This is a genomic window from Paenibacillus sp. FSL R7-0163, assembly GCF_037969975.1.
Taxonomy (GTDB): domain Bacteria; phylum Bacillota; class Bacilli; order Paenibacillales; family Paenibacillaceae; genus Paenibacillus_AQ; species Paenibacillus_AQ odorifer.
Genome location: NZ_CP150224.1, coordinates 207,375 through 227,297, shown reverse-complemented (window position 1 = coordinate 227,297; position 19,923 = coordinate 207,375). Strand labels below are relative to the sequence as shown.

The 19,923-nt window shown below is 44.9% G+C and carries 19 protein-coding genes; 4 read left to right on the top strand and 15 right to left on the bottom strand.

Annotated features, from left to right (window positions below; all coding sequences use genetic code 11):
- Window positions 1-12 precede the first annotated feature (12 nt).
- From NST45_RS01045 to NST45_RS01020, 6 genes are all read right to left on the bottom strand, one after another.
- Window positions 13-1,047 (bottom strand): sensor histidine kinase, encoded by a 1,035-nt coding sequence (locus tag NST45_RS01045; protein ID WP_339824590.1) that lies wholly within the window; start codon window positions 1,045-1,047, stop codon window positions 13-15.
- A gap of 30 nt (window positions 1,048-1,077) precedes the next feature.
- Entirely contained in the window at window positions 1,078-1,725 is a 648-nt protein-coding gene (liaF, locus tag NST45_RS01040) for a cell wall-active antibiotics response protein LiaF (protein WP_036685537.1), read from the bottom strand.
- 194 nt (window positions 1,726-1,919) lie between these two features.
- Window positions 1,920-2,624, bottom strand: coding sequence for a PspA/IM30 family protein (locus NST45_RS01035; RefSeq protein ID WP_036685540.1), 705 nt, complete (start codon window positions 2,622-2,624; stop codon window positions 1,920-1,922).
- Between the two features lie 3 nt (window positions 2,625-2,627).
- The gene (locus tag NST45_RS01030; RefSeq protein ID WP_036685653.1) at window positions 2,628-3,095 is read right to left on the bottom strand and encodes a PspC domain-containing protein; all 468 of its coding nucleotides are present in this window, start codon (window positions 3,093-3,095) and stop codon (window positions 2,628-2,630) included.
- 4 nt (window positions 3,096-3,099) lie between these two features.
- Window positions 3,100-3,777: a PspA/IM30 family protein gene (locus NST45_RS01025; protein ID WP_036685541.1), complete on the bottom strand. Its 678-nt coding sequence runs from the start codon at window positions 3,775-3,777 to the stop codon at window positions 3,100-3,102.
- A gap of 44 nt (window positions 3,778-3,821) precedes the next feature.
- Window positions 3,822-4,127 (bottom strand): hypothetical protein, encoded by a 306-nt coding sequence (locus tag NST45_RS01020; RefSeq protein ID WP_036685544.1) that lies wholly within the window; start codon window positions 4,125-4,127, stop codon window positions 3,822-3,824.
- A gap of 416 nt (window positions 4,128-4,543) precedes the next feature.
- Here NST45_RS01020 and NST45_RS01015 point away from each other — a divergent pair, with 416 nt between their 5' ends.
- The 4 genes from NST45_RS01015 to NST45_RS01000 all read left to right on the top strand — a co-directional run bounded on the left by NST45_RS01015 (window position 4,544) and on the right by NST45_RS01000 (window position 9,593).
- Complete coding sequence (locus NST45_RS01015) at window positions 4,544-5,227, top strand: response regulator transcription factor (protein ID WP_339824587.1); 684 nt, start codon at window positions 4,544-4,546, stop codon at window positions 5,225-5,227.
- On the top strand, window positions 5,224-6,261 hold the full coding sequence (locus tag NST45_RS01010; RefSeq protein WP_339824585.1) for a HAMP domain-containing sensor histidine kinase: 1,038 nt from the start codon (window positions 5,224-5,226) through the stop codon (window positions 6,259-6,261). The genes NST45_RS01015 and NST45_RS01010 overlap by 4 nt, the downstream gene beginning before the upstream one ends.
- Before the next feature lie 102 nt (window positions 6,262-6,363).
- Window positions 6,364-7,062 (top strand): ABC transporter ATP-binding protein, encoded by a 699-nt coding sequence (locus NST45_RS01005; RefSeq protein ID WP_076098832.1) that lies wholly within the window; start codon window positions 6,364-6,366, stop codon window positions 7,060-7,062.
- Window positions 7,059-9,593: an FtsX-like permease family protein gene (locus tag NST45_RS01000; RefSeq protein ID WP_339824582.1), complete on the top strand. Its 2,535-nt coding sequence runs from the start codon at window positions 7,059-7,061 to the stop codon at window positions 9,591-9,593. The genes NST45_RS01005 and NST45_RS01000 overlap by 4 nt, the downstream gene beginning before the upstream one ends.
- Before the next feature lie 89 nt (window positions 9,594-9,682).
- Here NST45_RS01000 and NST45_RS00995 read toward each other — a convergent pair whose 3' ends face one another.
- The 9 genes from NST45_RS00995 to NST45_RS00955 form a co-directional block, all read right to left on the bottom strand.
- Window positions 9,683-10,513 (bottom strand): MetQ/NlpA family ABC transporter substrate-binding protein, encoded by an 831-nt coding sequence (locus NST45_RS00995; RefSeq protein WP_036685556.1) that lies wholly within the window; start codon window positions 10,511-10,513, stop codon window positions 9,683-9,685.
- A 42-nt stretch (window positions 10,514-10,555) separates the two neighbouring features.
- Entirely contained in the window at window positions 10,556-11,218 is a 663-nt protein-coding gene (locus NST45_RS00990; protein WP_036685560.1) for a methionine ABC transporter permease, read from the bottom strand.
- Window positions 11,211-11,972, bottom strand: coding sequence for an ATP-binding cassette domain-containing protein (locus NST45_RS00985; RefSeq protein ID WP_081383877.1), 762 nt, complete (start codon window positions 11,970-11,972; stop codon window positions 11,211-11,213). Before NST45_RS00985 ends, NST45_RS00990 begins: the two co-directional genes overlap by 8 nt.
- Before the next feature lie 486 nt (window positions 11,973-12,458).
- Window positions 12,459-13,856, bottom strand: a complete 1,398-nt coding sequence (locus NST45_RS00980) for an ADP-ribosylglycohydrolase family protein (RefSeq protein ID WP_339824579.1) — start codon at window positions 13,854-13,856, stop codon at window positions 12,459-12,461.
- 3 nt (window positions 13,857-13,859) lie between these two features.
- Window positions 13,860-14,816, bottom strand: a complete 957-nt coding sequence (locus tag NST45_RS00975) for a nucleoside hydrolase (RefSeq protein WP_339824576.1) — start codon at window positions 14,814-14,816, stop codon at window positions 13,860-13,862.
- 40 nt (window positions 14,817-14,856) lie between these two features.
- Entirely contained in the window at window positions 14,857-15,795 is a 939-nt protein-coding gene (locus NST45_RS00970) for an ABC transporter permease (RefSeq protein WP_339824573.1), read from the bottom strand.
- On the bottom strand, window positions 15,792-16,838 hold the full coding sequence (locus tag NST45_RS00965; protein WP_339824570.1) for an ABC transporter permease: 1,047 nt from the start codon (window positions 16,836-16,838) through the stop codon (window positions 15,792-15,794). Before NST45_RS00965 ends, NST45_RS00970 begins: the two co-directional genes overlap by 4 nt.
- Complete coding sequence (locus NST45_RS00960) at window positions 16,831-18,393, bottom strand: ABC transporter ATP-binding protein (RefSeq protein ID WP_036685571.1); 1,563 nt, start codon at window positions 18,391-18,393, stop codon at window positions 16,831-16,833. Before NST45_RS00960 ends, NST45_RS00965 begins: the two co-directional genes overlap by 8 nt.
- Window positions 18,394-18,510: 117 nt before the next feature.
- On the bottom strand, window positions 18,511-19,650 hold the full coding sequence (locus tag NST45_RS00955) for a BMP family ABC transporter substrate-binding protein (protein ID WP_076213726.1): 1,140 nt from the start codon (window positions 19,648-19,650) through the stop codon (window positions 18,511-18,513).
- Window positions 19,651-19,923 lie beyond the last annotated feature (273 nt).

Below are 19,923 nucleotides of genomic sequence, written 5' to 3'. Positions count from 1 at the left end.
TCTTTCCTCCTATTATTCATTGACTAACGGAACGGTAATCTCAATACGCATCCCTTTACCCGGAGCGGTAATGAACTGAATGGAGCCTCCGATTTCATTAATCCGCTCCTGCATGTTCGACAAACCATAGGAAGCTTGTTTGGTGTCGTCCATCTCAAAGCCGATCCCATCATCACGCAACGTCAAGCGAACTGTATCTCCCCGTCTATGCAGCCGGATTTCCATTTTTTCTGCCTTCGCATGACGAAGTGTATTAGAAATCGCCTCTTGGACGATACGGAACAAGTGATTCTCTACCCCTTTTAACAGCTGCACATCAGGGTCCATTTCAAATACAATTTCGATTGGAACCTTGATCTTAAGCTCCTTGATCAATTCCTGTAGACCTTGTTCGAGGCCCTTTCCTTCCAAATAAACAGGTCTCAAATGCAGCAGCAATGCCCTCATCTCCGATTGGGCTACGGCAGACATTTCTTCTATAAGCGCAATTTGCCGCTGGGCTTTATCGAAATCTTTCTCCAAGGTCCGGCCTACCGCCGTGGCAGTCATGGAGATTGCAAATAGCTGCTGGGAAACAGCGTCGTGCAGTTCACGCGCAAGCCGCTGCCGTTCCTCCATAATAGCAGATACCCGCGCCTGCTCCGCAAGCTTCGCGTTATTCGTGGACAACCGCTGCAGCGTCGTCACTTGATTCTCCCATTTGCCGCTAATCCGGCCAAGCTGTTCTCCGAGCCTTCCCAGCTCATCATCACCTAGATCCGGCATGGACAGCGTCAAATTTCCCTTTTCCCATAATACGAGGGTCTGCCTAAGACGTTCCAACTGTCGCTTCACACGGAAGCTCTGATAAAAGCCATAACCAATCCCAAAACCCATAGGCAAAAGAATTAGGGTAACGGCTGTCCGCACGCCAAATTTCCAGCTTTCAAAAGGCTTCAAATAGCCATATGTATACATGACATACATTATCACAAGCAGCATGACAAAAGAGAACAGAGCCCCCTCACCCATGCTGCGTGATATCATGTTTTTGTTCTTTTTTTCCATACGGGGACTCTCCCTTCTCTATCAAGCTTATCAGGATAAACGTACATCTAGATCTCCCATTAAATAAGAAACACTAAATTTCACTTTGTATTCACTGCTGTCATAATTGGCTGATTTCCAATTCAGACGGTTTAACATTCCTGTATCCCGCTGGTTGCCGAATTCAATGGACCCAAAGAGCACAAAAGCTTCAATTTCCACGCCGTAATCATCGGACAGGTTAATGTCCATATCGCCAAAAATCCCTTGAAACAGCATGACCGTTTCCTTATGATCCGCCATAGCTAATGAAAGATCCACATCGGCCTCACCCAGTACATGCCAAGAGCTAAGGCTGTGCATCACCCAAGGTGAGCGGTCCCAGTCAAATCTGGATGAAAAGTTCTGCTTCTGCATAAACCCTTCCTTGCGCTGCACTCTTTTGGATTTGGTGAAAAACATCCCAAGTGAGATTAAGCAAATCCCCAGCACGAGCACCAAATGGTCCAGCAAAAGCAATACAGCACCTATCCCGAGCAGTTTATAGCCCTGCTTTACTTTGCCTGATGTCGTACGGTAGACGCCCAGCAGCAGAAACAGAAGCGCGACAATGGAGAAAAAGCCGAGCCATCTACCAAAAATCATCATGCAGCCAACAGCAATCAGTCCGATGGCAATCAAACGGTTTCGTTTATCCATTTCGCACCTCCTAAAAGTTTTGCGAAGCAAAACTCATTTTATAATATCGGATAGATATCCGTCACTATGAGGAATATTATCACCGTTAAATATTATAGCTAGCCGCTATAATAGCCATATCGGTATGGAGATCCATACCGTATGGCTTCTTCTTGTCCAGCATATCATATCCGTCCAAGTTTTAGGAACAGGATTTATTGTTCTTTTTTGTTTAGAGAAGGAGCCGCAGGTGTATCATTCAGCTTGTTTTTCAGTAGCGCCAATTGCTCATCCACTTTCAGTTGCTTCTCAACATCAACGGGTTTGCTATAAGCAGCGGATGGGCTGTAAGGTGCACGCATTACATCTGCTTCAGCCTCAAGCTGCATAATTTTCTCTTCCATCCGGTGGAATCCGAGTGATGCACTGCCACTTTCAATGGAATGTACACTGCTGATTTGCGACATTTGTTTTTTGGCTTTAGCCATTTGAGCACGGGATACAAGCTCATTACGTTTGTTGCGCAGCTTGTAGAACTCATCCTTCATGTCATGCAGTTGTTGCACCAATTCCTTAGCGTGTACTTCAGCTTGTGCGTGAAGATCACTGTATTCCACTTGCTTTTGGTCAAAGTAGATTTTTTCTTCCAACAGCTTGCGAGTTACTTCTTCTTGGCCATTTTTCAGTGCCAGTTCAGCTTGTGATCCACGTTGTGCAGACATTTTTGCTGCTTCTTCCACACGTTGCTTCATACGGCGTTCGTTAGCCATTTGTTTAGCAACTGTTACTTCCGCTTCGTGAATCTCAGCCTCCATATCGCGCAGATATTGGTTAAGCATTACGATTGGGTCCTCTACCTTATCCAACAAGTCATTTACCGACGCTTTTGTCATATCTTTAATTCTTTGAAATACTCCCATGATTTACAATTCCCCTTTCTCATATTTAGACAGTTTTTGTTTGAGTTCTTCTACTTCTTTTTGCAAAGCCTTCTTCTCAATATCCTTCATCATCGCATCCAAACCGGAGTCCGGTGCGGAATAAGCGTTGTTTTTCTCAAAATTAGGATTGTAATTTGGCTGGCGTCCATAAGGTCCATATCCGCCAGTAGCTTGTGGTCCGTGTCCATGTTCCGGTCTGCCTGAGTAGGGTCCGCCGTATGGGCCACCCGGTGCCCCAGGCCCTGGTCCAAAAGGATTATAATGCGTCGGTTCCTTAGGAATGACCATTGCTGCAATGAAGTATACCGGAATCACCGCACCACCTGTGAACGGAATGCTGACCAGTAATAGAATCCGGAATAACGTGGAATCAATACCGAGCGTTTCAGATAATCCACCTGCAAGACCCGTCATCACTTTATCTCTAGTTGAACGATACAATCGACTCATAGCGTTACTCCTTTCCACCATTGTTCAGTTTCTCCTTTAGGCGAGCCATTTCTCTTTCGAGTACGGTCGCTACGGTCTCACCCGCTTGCACCGCATATTCCTGTCCCATGCGCCGCAAATCACGCAAGCTCTTTGCTTCTAATTCCCAATCCGACATCTGATCTTCCAGACGACCGAACATTTTGGGAACATCACCACCATTGCCATAAGCACTGGCTCTTTGATTCATGCGTTGCTGCAATCGCAGCGACTCCATTCGTGCCGAATAATACTGACGTTTGCTGTACACCGTTTGATACTCTATTTTCAGCTCATTCAGCTGTGCTTCAAGTTCAAACAAGGATTGCTTGCTCTGTTCTAACAGCCCGCTGTATTGCTCCAGTTTTTCCTCGTGAATGATCTTTTCTTGTAAAGCCAGCTTCGCGAGATGATCCTCGCCTGCTTTCAGTGCCAACAACGCCTGTTCTTCACGTTTGTTTCTCATGGCAGTTGCTTGGTTCACTTGCTGCTGCAATTGCTTCGTGTGGGAAGCATATTGCTGGTACAGCCTTTCAGCTTCACTGATTTCCTCACGGGTTGAATGTAGAAATTGATCAATTAGTTTCACGGGATCTTGGCTTTGCTCCAGACGTTCATTTAAATTAGCTACAGTAATATCCCTCATGCGACGAAAAACACTCATGATCTCCTGCTCCCTCCCTGCTTCTTGTTTAAGTACATTGCTTCTTAATAAGTACCATTATTACTTCTGCCCTTTAATGCTGATACGCCCCAGACGATCAACGCCACTCCTAGAAGTGGTCCAATGATCCAGGAAAGCTTCGCGATCAGGGACATCACACCAATGAACATCAGTACCCAACCGATAATCTTGCGTCCGCTCTTAATCCCGTAGTACCCGAGAACAACCAGCAATACCGGGAAAAGTAATCTGAACATTCCGTGGATCAGAGGAAGCGCAATGCCGAGCAGCATAACCGCACCAATCACAATCAGTACAACCGCTAATCCGTTTCCTTGTCTTCTTTGCATTTTTTCTCACCGCCTTTCGTTGTCCTTAACCTTATAGCCTTATTCTAGGGTAAATCGCAGACTTTCAAAACAGACCAACGACGGTTTTTCGTACTGGACCTTAGTCGAGGTAGCTGTACGACTACAGACCACTGTTGGGCTAGTTGTAGGTCATAACCAACCTTTTCACATATAAAAAGGGGATGCGCCCCCATCGAAAATTGAAAGGACACCACCCTATATAGGTGATGCCCTTTTGAGCTTTCCTTTAGGGTTAACTATGTGGCTCTTTATCAAAAAACCTCGCTCCGTAATCTTTCAATAATAGTATTCTTAGATATGAAGTCCACTTTCAACTGTCTACTAAATAAAAATCTCGCTTTCGAATAAATCCCGAGAATGTATAATGATCAAATAAGAAACAAAGGAGAATTACTATGAACATACTGATCGTTGAGGACGACCGTAGTTTAAATAAAGGGATCGCTCTCACTCTTTCTCAAAACAATGTTGTGATCCATCAAGCCTACGATATTGCCGCGGCGGAGCATATCTTCGCAGTTAACCCTATTGATCTCATCATTCTGGACATCAATCTGCCAGACGGCAGTGGGCTGGATTATTGCGAGCAACTTCGCAAGACCTCACGCGTACCCATTATTTTCCTCACCGCCAATGATATGGAGTCCGACATTATCACCGGTTTTGCATTGGGGGGCGATGACTATATCACCAAACCATTCAGCCTAATGGTGCTTCGCGCCAGAGTAATGGCAGTCCTCAGAAGAACGGAATCGCTAGGGACTGGAAAAATAATATTGGGTCCGTTAGAACTCGATTTTGAGAAACTGGAGTACAGCAAAAATAAACAATCACTCCAGCTGAGCAAAACTGAGCAAAAACTGCTGCGGCTGCTGGTGACGAATACGGGCAATATTTTGACCCGAGAACAGCTGATAGACAAGATCTGGAGCAAGGATGCCGAATTTGTGGATGAAAACGCATTGACAGTAGCCATCAAACGGCTGCGTGCTAAACTTGAGGATGACCCGGCAGCGCCTAAATATATCAAGACCATTTACGGACTTGGATACATGTGGACTGAAGGGCAAAAACCATGAAAACCAATAGCCCTCCTGCTAATTTCAAGCACATTCATAGGCTCTTTTTACTGATCATCCTTATACTAGTGGCCTGTTTTATCGGCCGTATAATGTTTCTGTACGGGTTCGACCCCACTGTGCTCCAACTGACTTCTCTATTCATCATCTGTATATTAGCGACAGGAGCCGTATGGGTCTGGTTATGGAACCGTCAGATCACAATCTATATACAGACCTTAGATACAGCGATTGAGCGGGCTATACATGACCAGCCGCCACTCACTAACTATGAAGAAACCGCTCTATCTTCGATGGAACATAAACTAAAGCGGTATATAGGGATGGCTAAGGCGAATGAACGAAATATTCAAACAGAGAAAAACAAAATAAAAGAGCTGATCTCGGATATCTCCCATCAAACCAAGACCCCCCTCTCTAATATCATGGTATTCAGTCAGTTGCTGGAAGAGATGCCCGGACTAAATGAGAATGTCCGGCACTACATACAGCATATTAAAGCGCAGTCAGATAAGTTGGATTGGCTGATCCAGTCTCTAATCAAATTATCACGTTTGGAAACAGGAATGATCTCCCTACAGCAGATTGAGGCGAAACCGCTCATACAAACTCTGACGCAGGCTTTATCCCAGATTTATGCACAAGCGGAAAACAAACAAATTACGATCAATATTGACTGCGGGACACACATCTTAGCCTGCCACGATGTCAAATGGACAAGTGAAGCGCTATTCAACCTGCTCGAGAATGCTGTGAAGTACACGCCGCATAGCGGACAAATCTCCGTTCTTGCTGAAAGCAACGAGATGTTCACCTGTATCCACCTTACCGATACTGGACTTGGAATCCCCAGCGAAGAAATCCCTCACATCTTTAAGCGGTTTTACCGAGGAAAGCAAGCGCGTGAATTCGAGGGGGTCGGCATCGGGTTGTTTTTGTCCAGAGAGATTATCACGGCGCAAGGTGGCCATATCAACGTCATTTCTGAAACTGGAAAAGGTACAACTTTCTCTGTTTACCTGCCCCAGCGCTGAAATAGAATGTGTCATTATGGTCAGAATTCAGACACTCTCCTGTCAGATTGATTTGCTACCCTTAAATTATGGACAAACAGATCTCATTGGAGGGGAAGAGTTATGCCGATTCTACAGACTGAAAATTTAAAAAAACACTATGGAAAGGTTGGCTCAAGCGTTAAGGCTTTGGACGGTATATCACTGTCAGTGGATAAAGGGGAGTTTGTCGCCATTGTCGGCACTAGCGGCAGCGGCAAAAGCACCCTTCTTCATATGCTTGGCGGATTAGATCGGGCAACAGAGGGCAAGGTTTACGTGGACGGGAATGATATTTTTGCGATGAGTGATGAGAAGCTGACCATTTTTCGGCGCAGATCGGTGGGGTTTGTTTTTCAGAACTATAATTTGGTACCCATACTAAATGTGCGGGAGAATATTGTGCTGCCCATTGAACTGGACGGTGGCAAAGTTGACGAAACTTATCTTGATCTGATCATCCGCACTTTAGGCTTGCAGGAAAAGATGAATACTCTACCTTCTAATCTGTCTGGCGGACAGCAGCAACGGGTGGCAATAGCCAGAGCATTGGCGACCAAACCTTCAATCATCTTAGCAGATGAACCTACAGGTAATCTGGACAGCAAAACAAGCCAAGAAGTGCTGATTTTACTTAAACAGATGAGCGAAAAATTCAACCAAACCATTGTGATGATCACACACAATGAACAAATCGCTCAAACTGCTGACCGTATCATCCGTATTGAAGATGGCATCATTTTCACTGGACAACCCCGTAGCTCCGGAGTGAGCCAGCCATGATCAGCACGAATAACCATAAGACTATTGCTACTTTAGCCAAAAAAAGCCTCAAAGCCAACCGTGCTCGCAATTTCACTATCATCTGTGCCATCGTACTGACTACACTTTTGATCACCACCGTGTTTACCTTGGCGCTCAGTATTAACAAATCGATGCAACGCGCACAAATGCAGACTACTGGCAGCGATTATCATGGAAGCTTCAAATATCTGAATCCTGCCGAGTTGGAGAAGCTAAAAAAACACCCCTCCATCAAAGAGTATGGCGTTTTTCTTAAGGTTGGCGATATAAGCACCAGTCTGTTCAAGAATAACCGGGTAGAGGTCCTTCGAATTGACGAGAATTATGCCAAACACGGATTTATCAACTTTATAGCTGGCGGACTACCCTCCCAAGAGAATGAAATCGTCCTAAATACTTGGGCGCTTGACTTGCTTGGAGCAAAACATGAGTTAGGCCAGACTGTGAAGCTGGATATAGACATTGGTGAAAAAGTCATAAGCCAAGACTTTAAGCTCTCCGGGTATTACGAAACCGATCAAAATTTGGCGATGTCAGGATTAGCTTTTGTATCCGAAGCATTTACACAGAAGAACATTTCCCATATTGACCCGAATATCTCTGAGGCAACGGGTTCTTATGTAAACACCGCAGGTCTAGGGGTGATGTTTAACAATTCTTATAATATTGAACAGAAGGTACAAAAGATTTTGACGGACACCGGCCTGGATGTACCTTATGGTGTCAATCCGGCTTATACAAGTGTGTCTCTCTCCGATAATCTAATGAATATCATTCCTTATGCAGTTGTCATTCTTATCACCATGCTGAGCGGCTATTTACTAATCTACAATATCTTTTTTATTTCCGTCGTGCGGGATGTCAAATTTTATGGCCTGCTAAAGACCATCGGTACCACACCCCGACAACTAAAAAAGATCATCTCCATTCAGGCCCGCTCACTTTATCTAGTCGCATTGCCTTTTGGATTGGGGTTGGGATATCTGCTAGGTCTGCTGATTCTCCCTATGACCTCCTCATTTTTAAACGGTTCTACTGATAATGTCTATTCTGCTAGCCCGTGGATATTTATTGGTGCAGCAGCATTCTCGTTTATGACCGTATGGATCGCCGCAAGCAAACCGGGCCGGATGGCTTCGCGAACCTCGCCGGTAGAGGCTGTAAAATTTGCCGGAGTCAGCAGCGGCGGAAAACGGAACGCCAAAAAATCAAAACATGGCGCAAAACTTCACAACATGGCGTTCTCCAACCTGTTCAGAAGCAAAAAGAAGCTGATCCTGATGCTCTCTTCACTCTCCTTGAGTATCATCTTGTTCAGTACCATTTTCACAGTAATTTCCTCACTGGATGTGAACAAATATCTGGCTTCCTTTATCTCCGGTGATTTTTTGGTTCAGAATGAAGTGTTAGTCAGTATTACAGGGCCTCGAGACGGTGATCCATACAAGCTTTCAGAGGATTTCGCCAACAATCTAAGTAAAATTGACGGTGTAGAAAGTGTTGATAAGGTTTACCACAGATATGTTCCATCTCCTGTCGATGATGCTGTCCGGGCTATTTTGGAGCCAATGGCAGCTGCTGATCCACATCCCTATCTTCTCTCCACTTTAGATAAGAGGGGGGTGATCTACAATAATTTATATGGATTAGATCCGGGCTGGTTTGATCTTGTGGACAAGGATATTATTGAAGGGGAGTTTAACAGGCAGAAGTTTGCTTCAGGAAAATATGCGGTCATAGCTGAGGCCATGTTTATAGAAGAAGATAGCTACCGCGCCTATTATCATCCTGGAGATACAGTCACTTTCGAGAAGTCGGGTAAATCTTATGAAGTGATGGCAGTAGTAAAAAATGATGCAGTATATGCTGCCACAACAAAATCTTTCTCTTTGTTAGGGTACAACGTCTTCCTCCCTGCTTCGGAGCTGCAGAAGGAAATGCCGCAAGGTACAGATCCAGCCAATATTGTTTCAGCCACACTACATGTCGATCCAGCTAAAATGGATTTAGTAGAACAAGCAGCCAAGGCTCTAACAGATTCGACAAATGAATTATCCTTGAAATCCAGGGAGGATTATAAAGATGAGCTCGGTGGATTCATTCGCATTTTTCAAACCGTGGGGTATGGGCTTAGCCTGGTCATTGCTCTAATCGGGGTGCTGAATTATATCAACACTGTACTCACCGGGGTAGTCTCACGCCGCAATGAATTTGCCATGCTGGAGAGTATTGGCATGACCAAAAAGCAGCTAAAACGTATGCTGATCCTTGAAGGATTATACACCGTTTTGCTAACCGTCCTCATAACCTCAACATTAGGTGTATTGCTGACCTATAACCTTTCCAAAAGCATCACGGAAAATATGGCCTTTATGGTATTTCAGATGAGTTGGCTGCCGTTTATCCTCACCGTTCCTATTTTGTTAATTCTCGCTTACACAGTGACACTGAGAGCCTATAAAACGTTATCCCAAGCATCCATAGTGGAACGGCTGAGAGAAGCCGAGTAATGTAAGACACACCTAAATAGTCCTATTACAAAAAGGGCAGCCCGGTAAATATCGCCGGGCTGCCCTTTTTTTATAGATCCATATTCAGCTTATTTAAACGCAGGCAACGCAATATCCGCGTAATTATCCTCAAGGAACTTCTTCACTTCAGGACCGCTGATCCGTTTAGCCAGCTTTTGAATGGCGTCAGAATCCTTGTTGTCTTCACGTGCCACCAAAGTAATTGTGAATTCGGAATCTTCGCCTTCCGTAATCAGCGCATCTTTCTTCGGTGTCAATCCTAGTGGGCTCGCATAAGCCGGAGTCATGGCTACTAAATCGCCATCATCAAGCATACGGGCCAGCATTAGGAGATCGACTTCTTCAAACTTGAATTTTTTTGGATTCTCAGTAATGTCTGCTTGTGTGGCTTGAATGCCTACGCCTTCTTTTAGCTTAATAAGATCAGCTGCAGCGAACATTTGCAATGAACGACCGATGTTAGATGGATCATTAGCCATTACAAGCGTAGCCCCTTCAGGAAGATCAGCTATAGTCTTGTAACGTTTGGAGTATCCGCCATAAATAGCGTCATAGACAGGCTGTACCTCTACCAGATTAGAGCCTTTGCTTTCATTATATTGCTTCATATAAGGAACGTGTTGGAAAAAGTTAGCGTCTACCTCTTTATTAGCTAAAGCCTCATTAGGCTGCACATTGTCAGAGAGAACAACGATCTCCAGATCAATGCCATCTTCCTTAAGGAGCGGCTTCACAATATCCAGAATTTCTGTCATAGGTGGGATCAGTGTAGCGATCTTTAATTTGGTTAACTCATCATTACTACCTTTTGCAGCATTATTCTCGGCTGCTTTATTAGAGCCACAACCCGCTACGACCAATACCATTAATGTAAGCACAAGTATCATTGATTTTTTCATTAGTACTACTAACCCCCAGTTTATATATTGAACTATTTTGTATTAACGCTTATCCAACAGCCTTGCGATAGTCCCCCCAGTGAACTGAACCAATTGGACCAATACAATCATCACTAGAATGGCATAGATCATCACTTCCGTCTCAAAACGCTGATAACCATAACGGATAGCGAAATCACCAACCCCTCCCCCACCAACAACTCCCATCACGGTCGAGAAGGAGATAAAACTAATTGTAGAAGTAGTAAGTCCAAGGACTAGACCCGAACGAGCTTCCACGTACAAAAATTTAAAGATCAAGCCCAGCTTCGAGGCTCCCATCGATAATGCTGCTTCAATGACCCCTTTAGGAACCTCCAGCAACGACTGCTCCACTAACCGAGCATAATAGGCAATAGCGATTATAGATAATGGAACCGCTGCTGCAATCGTCCCAATGGCGGTCCCGACCAGGAAACGAGTGACTGGAATTAGCGCAACGACCAGCAGCAGGAACGGAAACGAGCGGATAATATTAACGATACTGTTGAGCACCAGAGACAACGTTGTATTCTCATAAAGCTGCCCTTTTCGGAAAAAAAACAACAAGGTGCCCAGCGGAAGCCCCAGCAGTACTGCCGCCCCAACAGAAATACCAACCATCACAAAGGTTTCACCGATCGAATCCCACATCTGTGCCTGATATTGAAGTACACTGTCAAACATGACCTTCCCCCGCTTTACCAAGAATCTGATCGCGGTATGTCCCGGTGCTGGCTGCTGCTGGACGGAATTCACCGTCTTCACGAGAGAATGAATCTACAATGCGCCCTTTTTCCATCACCGATACATGAGTACATATGCTTTTGACAACATCCATCTCATGCGTAACAATGACAACCGTTACTCCAAGACTTGAATTCACATGCTTCAGCACGTTCAAGATATCTGTAGTGGTTCCTGGGTCCAGAGAGGACGTTGGCTCGTCACATAGCAATATTCCCGGACTGTTCGCTAGCGCGCGGGCAATCGCAACACGCTGACGTTGTCCTCCGCTGAGCTGTGCAGGATATTGTTTTGCCTTATCTGCCAGTCCAACAAAATCCAGACACTCCTTCACACGTTTCATTCGTTCATGCTTTGGGACATCTGCCAGCTCCAGCGGGATCGAAACATTCCGCTCTACTGTGACGTTATAAACAAGATTAAATTGTTGAAAGATCATTCCAATCTTTTGCCTTGCTTTACGCAGTGCTTTACTAGGCATTTCGGTCAGGTTGTGGCCATCTACAGTAACCGTTCCCTGATCCGGCTGTTCCAGAAGATTCATCAGTCGCAGCAGCGTAGATTTCCCCGCACCACTCTCACCAATGATCCCGTGAATGGATCCCTGCTTTACCTCCAGCGATACCTCATCCACAGCCTGATAGATGCCTTCCTTCAGCTTGAACCCTTTACTTACCCGACTCAGCGACAGTATTAGAAGCTCCCCCTTCCTTTCCCTTATATAATGAACCTCCATGAAGTGAGACATTGTATTACAATTTTCTAAAATCTGTTTTATTAAAAATCTCCTTAAATAATAAGACATTTCTTCTGCTGTGTCATCATTTTTATTTAAATGATATACCAGGAAGTTTGATAAAAACCTAAAAACCCTTTATACCGGGCTCTTTTTACACATTTATTAACAAAATAAAAAGGGTTAGCAAAGGTAATCCTTCCCTCTTGAAATCATGATTCTCCTATTGCCCCACCACTAAACGCTCCACTGTTAATATAGCCATATTTGGTTTTTTTAAGTGTATGAAATGCAGTTAAAGCTACATTTGGTTCGTTGGAGTGTGATTTAAAGACCTGCTGTTACGCAAAAAAGGATGTCTAAGCCAATAGCTTAAGACATCCCATAATTCATATAGTAATCCCTGAATCCCTGATCTATCGAGTCCCATACTCGCTAAATCTTTTATGCCTTCTCGCCAAGCTCTCTGCGAATCTTCAAGAACACTTGGTAGCTGCGTTCCGCACATTCCGAAATCGCAATCGGATGAAATCCGGGCAGATCCGCATATAACGTATCGTGAAGCGGTTCAATCCATGAAGCCGGCAACTTACTTGCTCCAAGCTTCGCTCCCATAATTGAGCCCACAGTTGCCCCGTTACAGTCTGTATCCATTCCACCGTATACGGAAGTGACGACTGTTTTTTCAAAATCATTCCCGCCATAAACAAGCGACGCAGCTACAAGAGCAGCATTATTATTTGTATGGACCGCATCATAGTGGCTAAAAGTATCCCAAATGTTACGAACCAACTCCCGCTCACTTTTGGCCTTCTGCGCAATATCTATCCCCCGCAAAACATCACTGGCCAGACGACTGGTACGCGGAATCTCGCTAAGGCCAATCTCTAGGATCCGTTCATTATCCTTCTCTGCAAAAGCTGCCGATATCATCGCCGCATTAAACATCTCACCGTAGATGCCATTTTTCACATGTGAAAATGTAGCATCACGCCAGCCTAATTCTGCCGCAAGCTCAGGATAACCTGCTGCACCATAAGCCAGTCCATCTGCGCGTATAGCGGCACCAATCCACTCGCGGTAAGGGTTTAAGTGCATCCGCACTCTTTCCTGCCGCACCAGCCAATCCGCAGGCTTCTCGCCATGCAGATGAGAGGTCTCCTGCGCAAAATTCATATATGACTGTGTCTCCGCCGTGCACACCTGACTATATGTTAAATGTGTATGCCACAGCTTTCCGATATCCCAAGAATCCCAGTTCAGACCTTTCTGTTCCAGCAGCATAAGACCCAGGACAGTGTAACGAATATCGTCATCGCTTTCCATATACTTGATCGTCTCGCGGGTACTGGCATGTGTCCATTCGCTTAAGCCAAGACCATATTCAGCCTCTGCCCGTGAATGCCCAGGTGTGTAGCAAGTAATAGGCCAGGCGTCCGCACCCTGAAACCATAGCTCAATATTCTCCCAGCCCGGACGGCCATCTTTCCCATAGAGATAGTCCCAATACTCCAGCGGTTTCCCAAGTGCGCAGCCGACACTTCTACCGAGCCAGGCTCCATAGAACTTCTCTCTCCATTCCGCCTCACTCCAGTCCGCCTCAAGCTTACGTGGGCCTTCTGGACGTAGATGACGAATCTCCTCCAGAGAGGATGGCTCTTGATACGGAAAATCCTCACTGATCGTAAGCTCCATTAGCTCATTGTATACCTGCATCAGCTTGAGCTCATCGGCACCAGCAGCCGCTAGCTTATCCGCGAACCCATCAATCTCGCAACCTTCTTCTCCACGCTGAGCGATTTCAAACTGCACGGTCTCTTGAAGTCTCTCCCATCCTGCCATAAGCTACTTCCCTTCAGCCGCTAGCAGCAGCTCTTGATCAAGCTTTTCCAGTGAATCAAAGATCAGCCTCATAAATGCTTCCCGGTCAACTCCCACCAATACTTGCACATTCGCTGGACGGTCCGTCTTCTTCCGTCTGTCTGCAACTGTCATTCCCCGCGTCAGCTTGCCTTCTGTCTCCACCGTTACATATAGATGCTCAGATTCAAATAGTTCCGGATGCAGCAGCCAGGCAACAGCACATGGATCATGCAGCGCACTACCGACATAGCCCATTTTTTTACCGTAAATCGAATAGAAATCCAGCAATTCTCCGACCATTGTAGACACTGGTCCCCGCTCTTTCAATGCTAGAATCTCATCTTCAAAAATAGCAGCCTTATCGGTCACATCCAGACCACTCATTGTGATCGGAATCCCCGACTCAAACACAATACGGGCTGCTTCAGGATCTACATAGATATTAAACTCCGCAGTAGAGGTGACATTCCCATAAGAGATACCTCCGCCCATCAGTGAGATTTTTTCAATTCTGTCTTTAATCTCTGGATAAGCCGTGATTAGCAGTGCAATATTTGTTAAAGGAGCCATCGGCACAAGCGTAATCTTCTCCTCTGAAGAACGAATGATATCCAGCATAAACTCCACAGCACCCTGTTCTACAGGGCGGAATTTACTTGGGGGCAAAAGCGGCCCATCCATGCCCGATTCACCATGCGCTTCCTCACCTGTAACAAGCTTGCCGAACAGTGGGCCAGCAGCCCCCTTAGCTACAGGAATGTCAGCATTCACGAAGCTGATCACCTTCAGGGCGTTTTCCGTGATTTTATCTAAAATTTGGTTTCCACCAACCGTTGTAATCCCGCGCAGATCTAACTTCTCCGAATTTGCTATGGCAAGCAGTATCGCTATTGCGTCATCATGCCCTGGATCGCAGTCAATAATAATAGGTGTTGGCATAGTTACTCACTCCTTGTCTGTGTATCAATCATTTCAATCGCTATTTAACTAGCGGGCTTTTAAGTTTTTTATTCTTTTTTCGTGTCTCAGATACTGCGTAGATCACAAGTCCAATTACTGTGGCTACATAAGGAAGAGTAGCGATTAGCTCCGCAGGAATCTTCAACACCTGTAGAGCATTCGACAATGCATCTGCAGTACCAAATAATAAAGAGGTCAACGCCGTGCCTACGGTCGTACTTCTTCCCATCGACTCAGCGGCAATGGCAATCCAGCCCCGGCCAGCGATCATATCGCGGGTAAACAGTGACAAATAACCCATCGACATATAAGCACCGCCTAAACCGGCAAAAAATCCGCTAAGCAGCAAAGCCATATACTGTATTTTCACAACACTTACACCCACGGATTGAGCCGCATGTGGATTTTCGCCCACTGAACGAATGCGCAGTCCAAGCGGTGTACGATTTAATAGATAGCAGACAACAAACACAGCCAATATAGAAACATACGTCAGAATGTGATGCCCCGATAAAATAGGTCCAAGCACCGGGATATCCTTCAACAAAGGAATCTGGACACTAGGCAAAACTTTACTCGCCAGAGAAGTGGAAGAACCCTTGTCGCCACTAAGCAGATAGAGGATAAACACAGTTCCTCCCGAAGCGAACATATTAATGGCCACACCCCCGAGAATGATATGTGTTTTGAATTTCAGGGTGAAAAAAGCTAATATTCCAGCGATCAATGTTCCAGACAGCACCGCCCCAAGCAGACCTACCCACGCGCTATGCGTATAGCTGCTTATGATGACACCCGCTAAAGCGGCAACAAGCATGATGCCCTCCATCCCAATGTTAATGATCCCTGCACGGTTGGAGATGAGTGCGCCGAGCGCGGCGAACAGAATCGGAGTCGTCACGCGAAGGACAGAGAACGCAAAGTCAGTTGTAAAAATTACATCAAACAAACTATTCACGCTTCCTTCGCCTCCTTCAAGAGCATCCGATTTTTCCAGAACTTCAGAAATTGCTCAGCCGAAATCAGAAGAATGATAATTGCCTGTATAATTGAGATCATCTCTGAAGGTACGTCAGACAGACGCGCCATCATGTCAGCCCCAATTCGAATGTACGCTAGGAACAATGCAGAGCCGATTACGGACAGCGGATTATTTTTGGCTAACATCGCTACAAGGGCACCATCCAAACCATAACCAGGCAGTGACGTCCATTGGAAACGGTTATACATCCCCAGCACTTCTACGGAACCCCCCATACCTGCGATAAAACCTGCAATCAAGTGAACGAGAATAATAACCTTGGCTGTCTTCATACCGGAATAACGGGCAAAGTCCCGGTTGATGCCTGTCATGCGCAGCTCATATCCCCATTTCGTTTTGTATAGGAATAGATGAGCTGCAATAATAAGCACGATAACGATAATAAGACCGATATGAATACGGGTGCCCGAGACCATTTTACTCAGCAGTGCCGTTTTCTCGAATTTGTAGGATACATTGGCAAAAGCTTTAGCATCACGTAGATGATAGTTCAGTAGGTATAGCCCTACTCCGAACAAAATATTATTGAACATTAAGGATGTAACCAACTCATTAGCATTCCATTTTGCCTTCAGAATACCAGGTATTGCCGAGAGCAACGCTCCTACAATTGAACCTGCAGCAATAGCTACCATCGGATGCAGCCAGCCGTCCAACGTTAAATGAATAGCCAATACGGAAGTTACAACACCGGAGAAATAGAAAATCCCTTCAGCTCCCAGGTTGAACATATTTGCTCGAAACAACAAGGATACTGCCAACCCAGTGAACATGAGCGGAATCGCCATCTCAATCACATTACCAATATGACCTTTACTGGATAACGGCTCTAATAGGAATATACCAATCGTCTTCACAGGCTGATTACTGACCAAAGAGATGATCAGAAAAGCAATAGCGAGTGCAATAACGATTACCGCCGATGTCCGAATGTACTCAAAATATTTAACTTTAAACATGATTTACGGCCCTCCCGATGTGCTCCTCGTCCTGTCGATGAATCCCCAGCATATAAAGACCTAATTCTTCCTCACTAACCTTAGATGGCTCCTCGAAAAAGGCAACAATCTTACCCTCGTACATTACTAACAGACTATCGCTGATCTCCAAGATCTCATTCAAATCTGCCGACACTAACAAAATCGCGCAATCGTCTGATCGTAATTCCAACAACTTTTGATGTATGAACTGGGCTGCGCCTATATCCACACCCCGTGTCGGCTGTTCTGCAATAAGCAGCTGCGGTTCAGTCGAACACTCTCTAGCTACGACTACCTTCTGCATGTTACCACCTGACAACATTCCTATGGGCTGAGAAGGTCCTGAACAGCGGACTTTAAATTCCTCTACAAGGGATACTGCTAGCTTGGCAATTCGTGAGCCATTCAAAAAAAGACCTTTATTCATTGCTTTTGTACGATACTGAGTAGATAGCAGATTATCAGCTATACTTGCCTCACTAGCGATCCCTTGCCGCATCCGATCCTCCGGTATATAGGAAACGCCTAGCTTACGAATATCCAAAATATCCGATTCACGGATATCCTTTCCCTTCACTAGTACAGAGCCCTGACTTGAGACACCTCTCAAGCTACCTGTAAGAGCTTCAATGAGCTGTGTCTGCCCGTTGCCTTCTACACCAGCAATCCCAACGATCTGCCCACCACGTACCGCAAAATTGATATCCGACAATAATGCTTTGCCATCTGCATCATTCACACTGAGTCCCTGCACCGTTAGTACTGGCTCACTAACAGCCAGAATCTCTTTGTCATATTTCAGCACGACGTCTCTGCCGACCATTAGTCGCGAGATTTCCTGTTCTGTCACATCCTGTGTTTGAAAAACACCTTCACTACGGCCGCTGCGCATAATCGTAATTCTGTCGCAAATCGCTTTGACTTCCTTTAATTTGTGCGAAATAAAAACTATCGTATGACCCTGTTCCCTTAATTGCTTAAGCTCGCGGAACAATTCCTCTGTTTCCTGTGGAGTCAACACCGCAGTCGGCTCATCAAGCACCAGAATTTTCGCACCACGCAGCAGCGCCTTAAGAATCTCAACCTTTTGCTTCATCCCAACTGTAAGATCCTCTACTTTTGCTTTAGGATCCACGGCCAGATTGTATTTCCTTGCGGTCTCTTCCGTCATGCGCACAGCCTCGGCATAATTAATGCCAACTCCTCTGCGCGGCTCCATACCCAGCACCATATTCTCTGCCACCGTAAAAGAAGGTACCAACATGAAATGCTGATGGACCATGCCGATGCCTCTATCAATGGCGTCCTGAGCGGATTGCAGCTTTACTTTTTCACCCTTGATATAGATCTCGCCTTCACTTGGCTCTTCCATGCCGAACATAATCTTCATTAAAGTCGATTTACCAGCACCGTTCTCACCTGCAATCGCATGTATTTCTCCCTCACGTAAAGAAAAATGCACGTCTTTATTTGCAACGACGCCATTGGGATATACCTTGGTAATTCCCCGCATTTCCAGCAGAGCTTTGTACATAGGTCTCAACGCCTTTCAACTTGGAGGTCTGCAAAAATATACAGCTGGAATTCCCCTGACTAGAAGAATCTCCAACTGTAGGTTTATCACTATAGAGCTGATCTTAAGATTTAAAGCTTAAGGCTTAACTGCGTTACGAATAGCTTCTACCTCTGCGGTTTCCATCCCCATCGCATTATCCACTTTAATTTCTTTATTGATCAGCTTTTGCTTCACTTCTTCAACCTTGGCCTGAAGATCAGCCGGGAATACATTTTTATAAATATCATTCTCAGCAATACCTACACCATCATCTACAAAGCTCAACACATCACGTTTGCCCATTTCTAGCGTTCCCTCTTGCAATCTCTTCACTGCACCTAGAATAGCCGTATCAATCTTTTTAATAGATGAAGTAACGATTAGATTTGCTTTTTCACTATCCGTATCGTTAATCAACATTGCCTGATCGGAGTCTACACCGATTGCATATTTTTTCTTTTCTTTAGCTGCGTCAAAGATCCCAAGACCTGTACCCCCAGCCACGTTAAAAATAACATCCACGCCGGAGTTATATTGAATTAGAGAAAGTTCCTTACCTTTTGCCGGGTTAACAAAATCACCAGCGTACGACACAGCCACTTTTACATCAGGATCAACATACTGAGCACCTTGAATGTAGCCGACCAAGAAAGCATTAATCCCCGGAATATCCATACCGCCCACAAACCCAATCACATTCTCAGGGGTAGCATTCGGCATATCCGATTGTGTAGCTAATGCTGCTACGGCACCTGCCAAGAAAGATACTTCATTTGTCGCATAAGACATGTTGTACATGTTATCTGGTGCTTCATCGATGTCGGTATCATAATTAATGAATTTTTTGTCTGGATACAATTCTGCCGTTGCATTAAACATCTCTGTAATTTCAGAACCGCCAGAAATAATTACATCCCAATCCTCGGAAGCGATATCGTTAAATGTAGGCTCCCATTTCGTTTTATCAACGCCCATTTCAACAACCTTTGTTACTGCACCTAGTTCATTCTTAACCTTTTGCAAGCCGTTATTAGCGGAATCAAAAAATGATTTATCCCCAAGTGTCCCCGGAATCAGCAATACAACCTTGAGTTTATCCCCTGAACCTTTTTCTCCACCCTCAGCAGCGTTTGATCCAGTATTCGCAGAAGAACCGTTATTGGACGTGTTATTCCCACATGCTGTGACCAGAACCATCACCATTAATAACAACAAAGAAAGAACTTTTTTATTCATTACTCTATTCCACCCCTAATTTTAGTTGGTTAGTAATCCGGCAGAATCCCCATCTTCACCCATTGTATAATTCACGGTTCAAATGGAAATTCTCTTTTTTCCAAATAAAGTATCATTAAAAGTAATAAATTTAACGTTTAGGCTCAAAAATAGCAATAAAAATACCATTATTATTAATAATCCGCTTTATTTCCGAACGAGATGGCCAGTCAGGTTGCGAACTTTCGGATTTATTGATACGATCATAACAAATATTATTAAAAATAATTATAT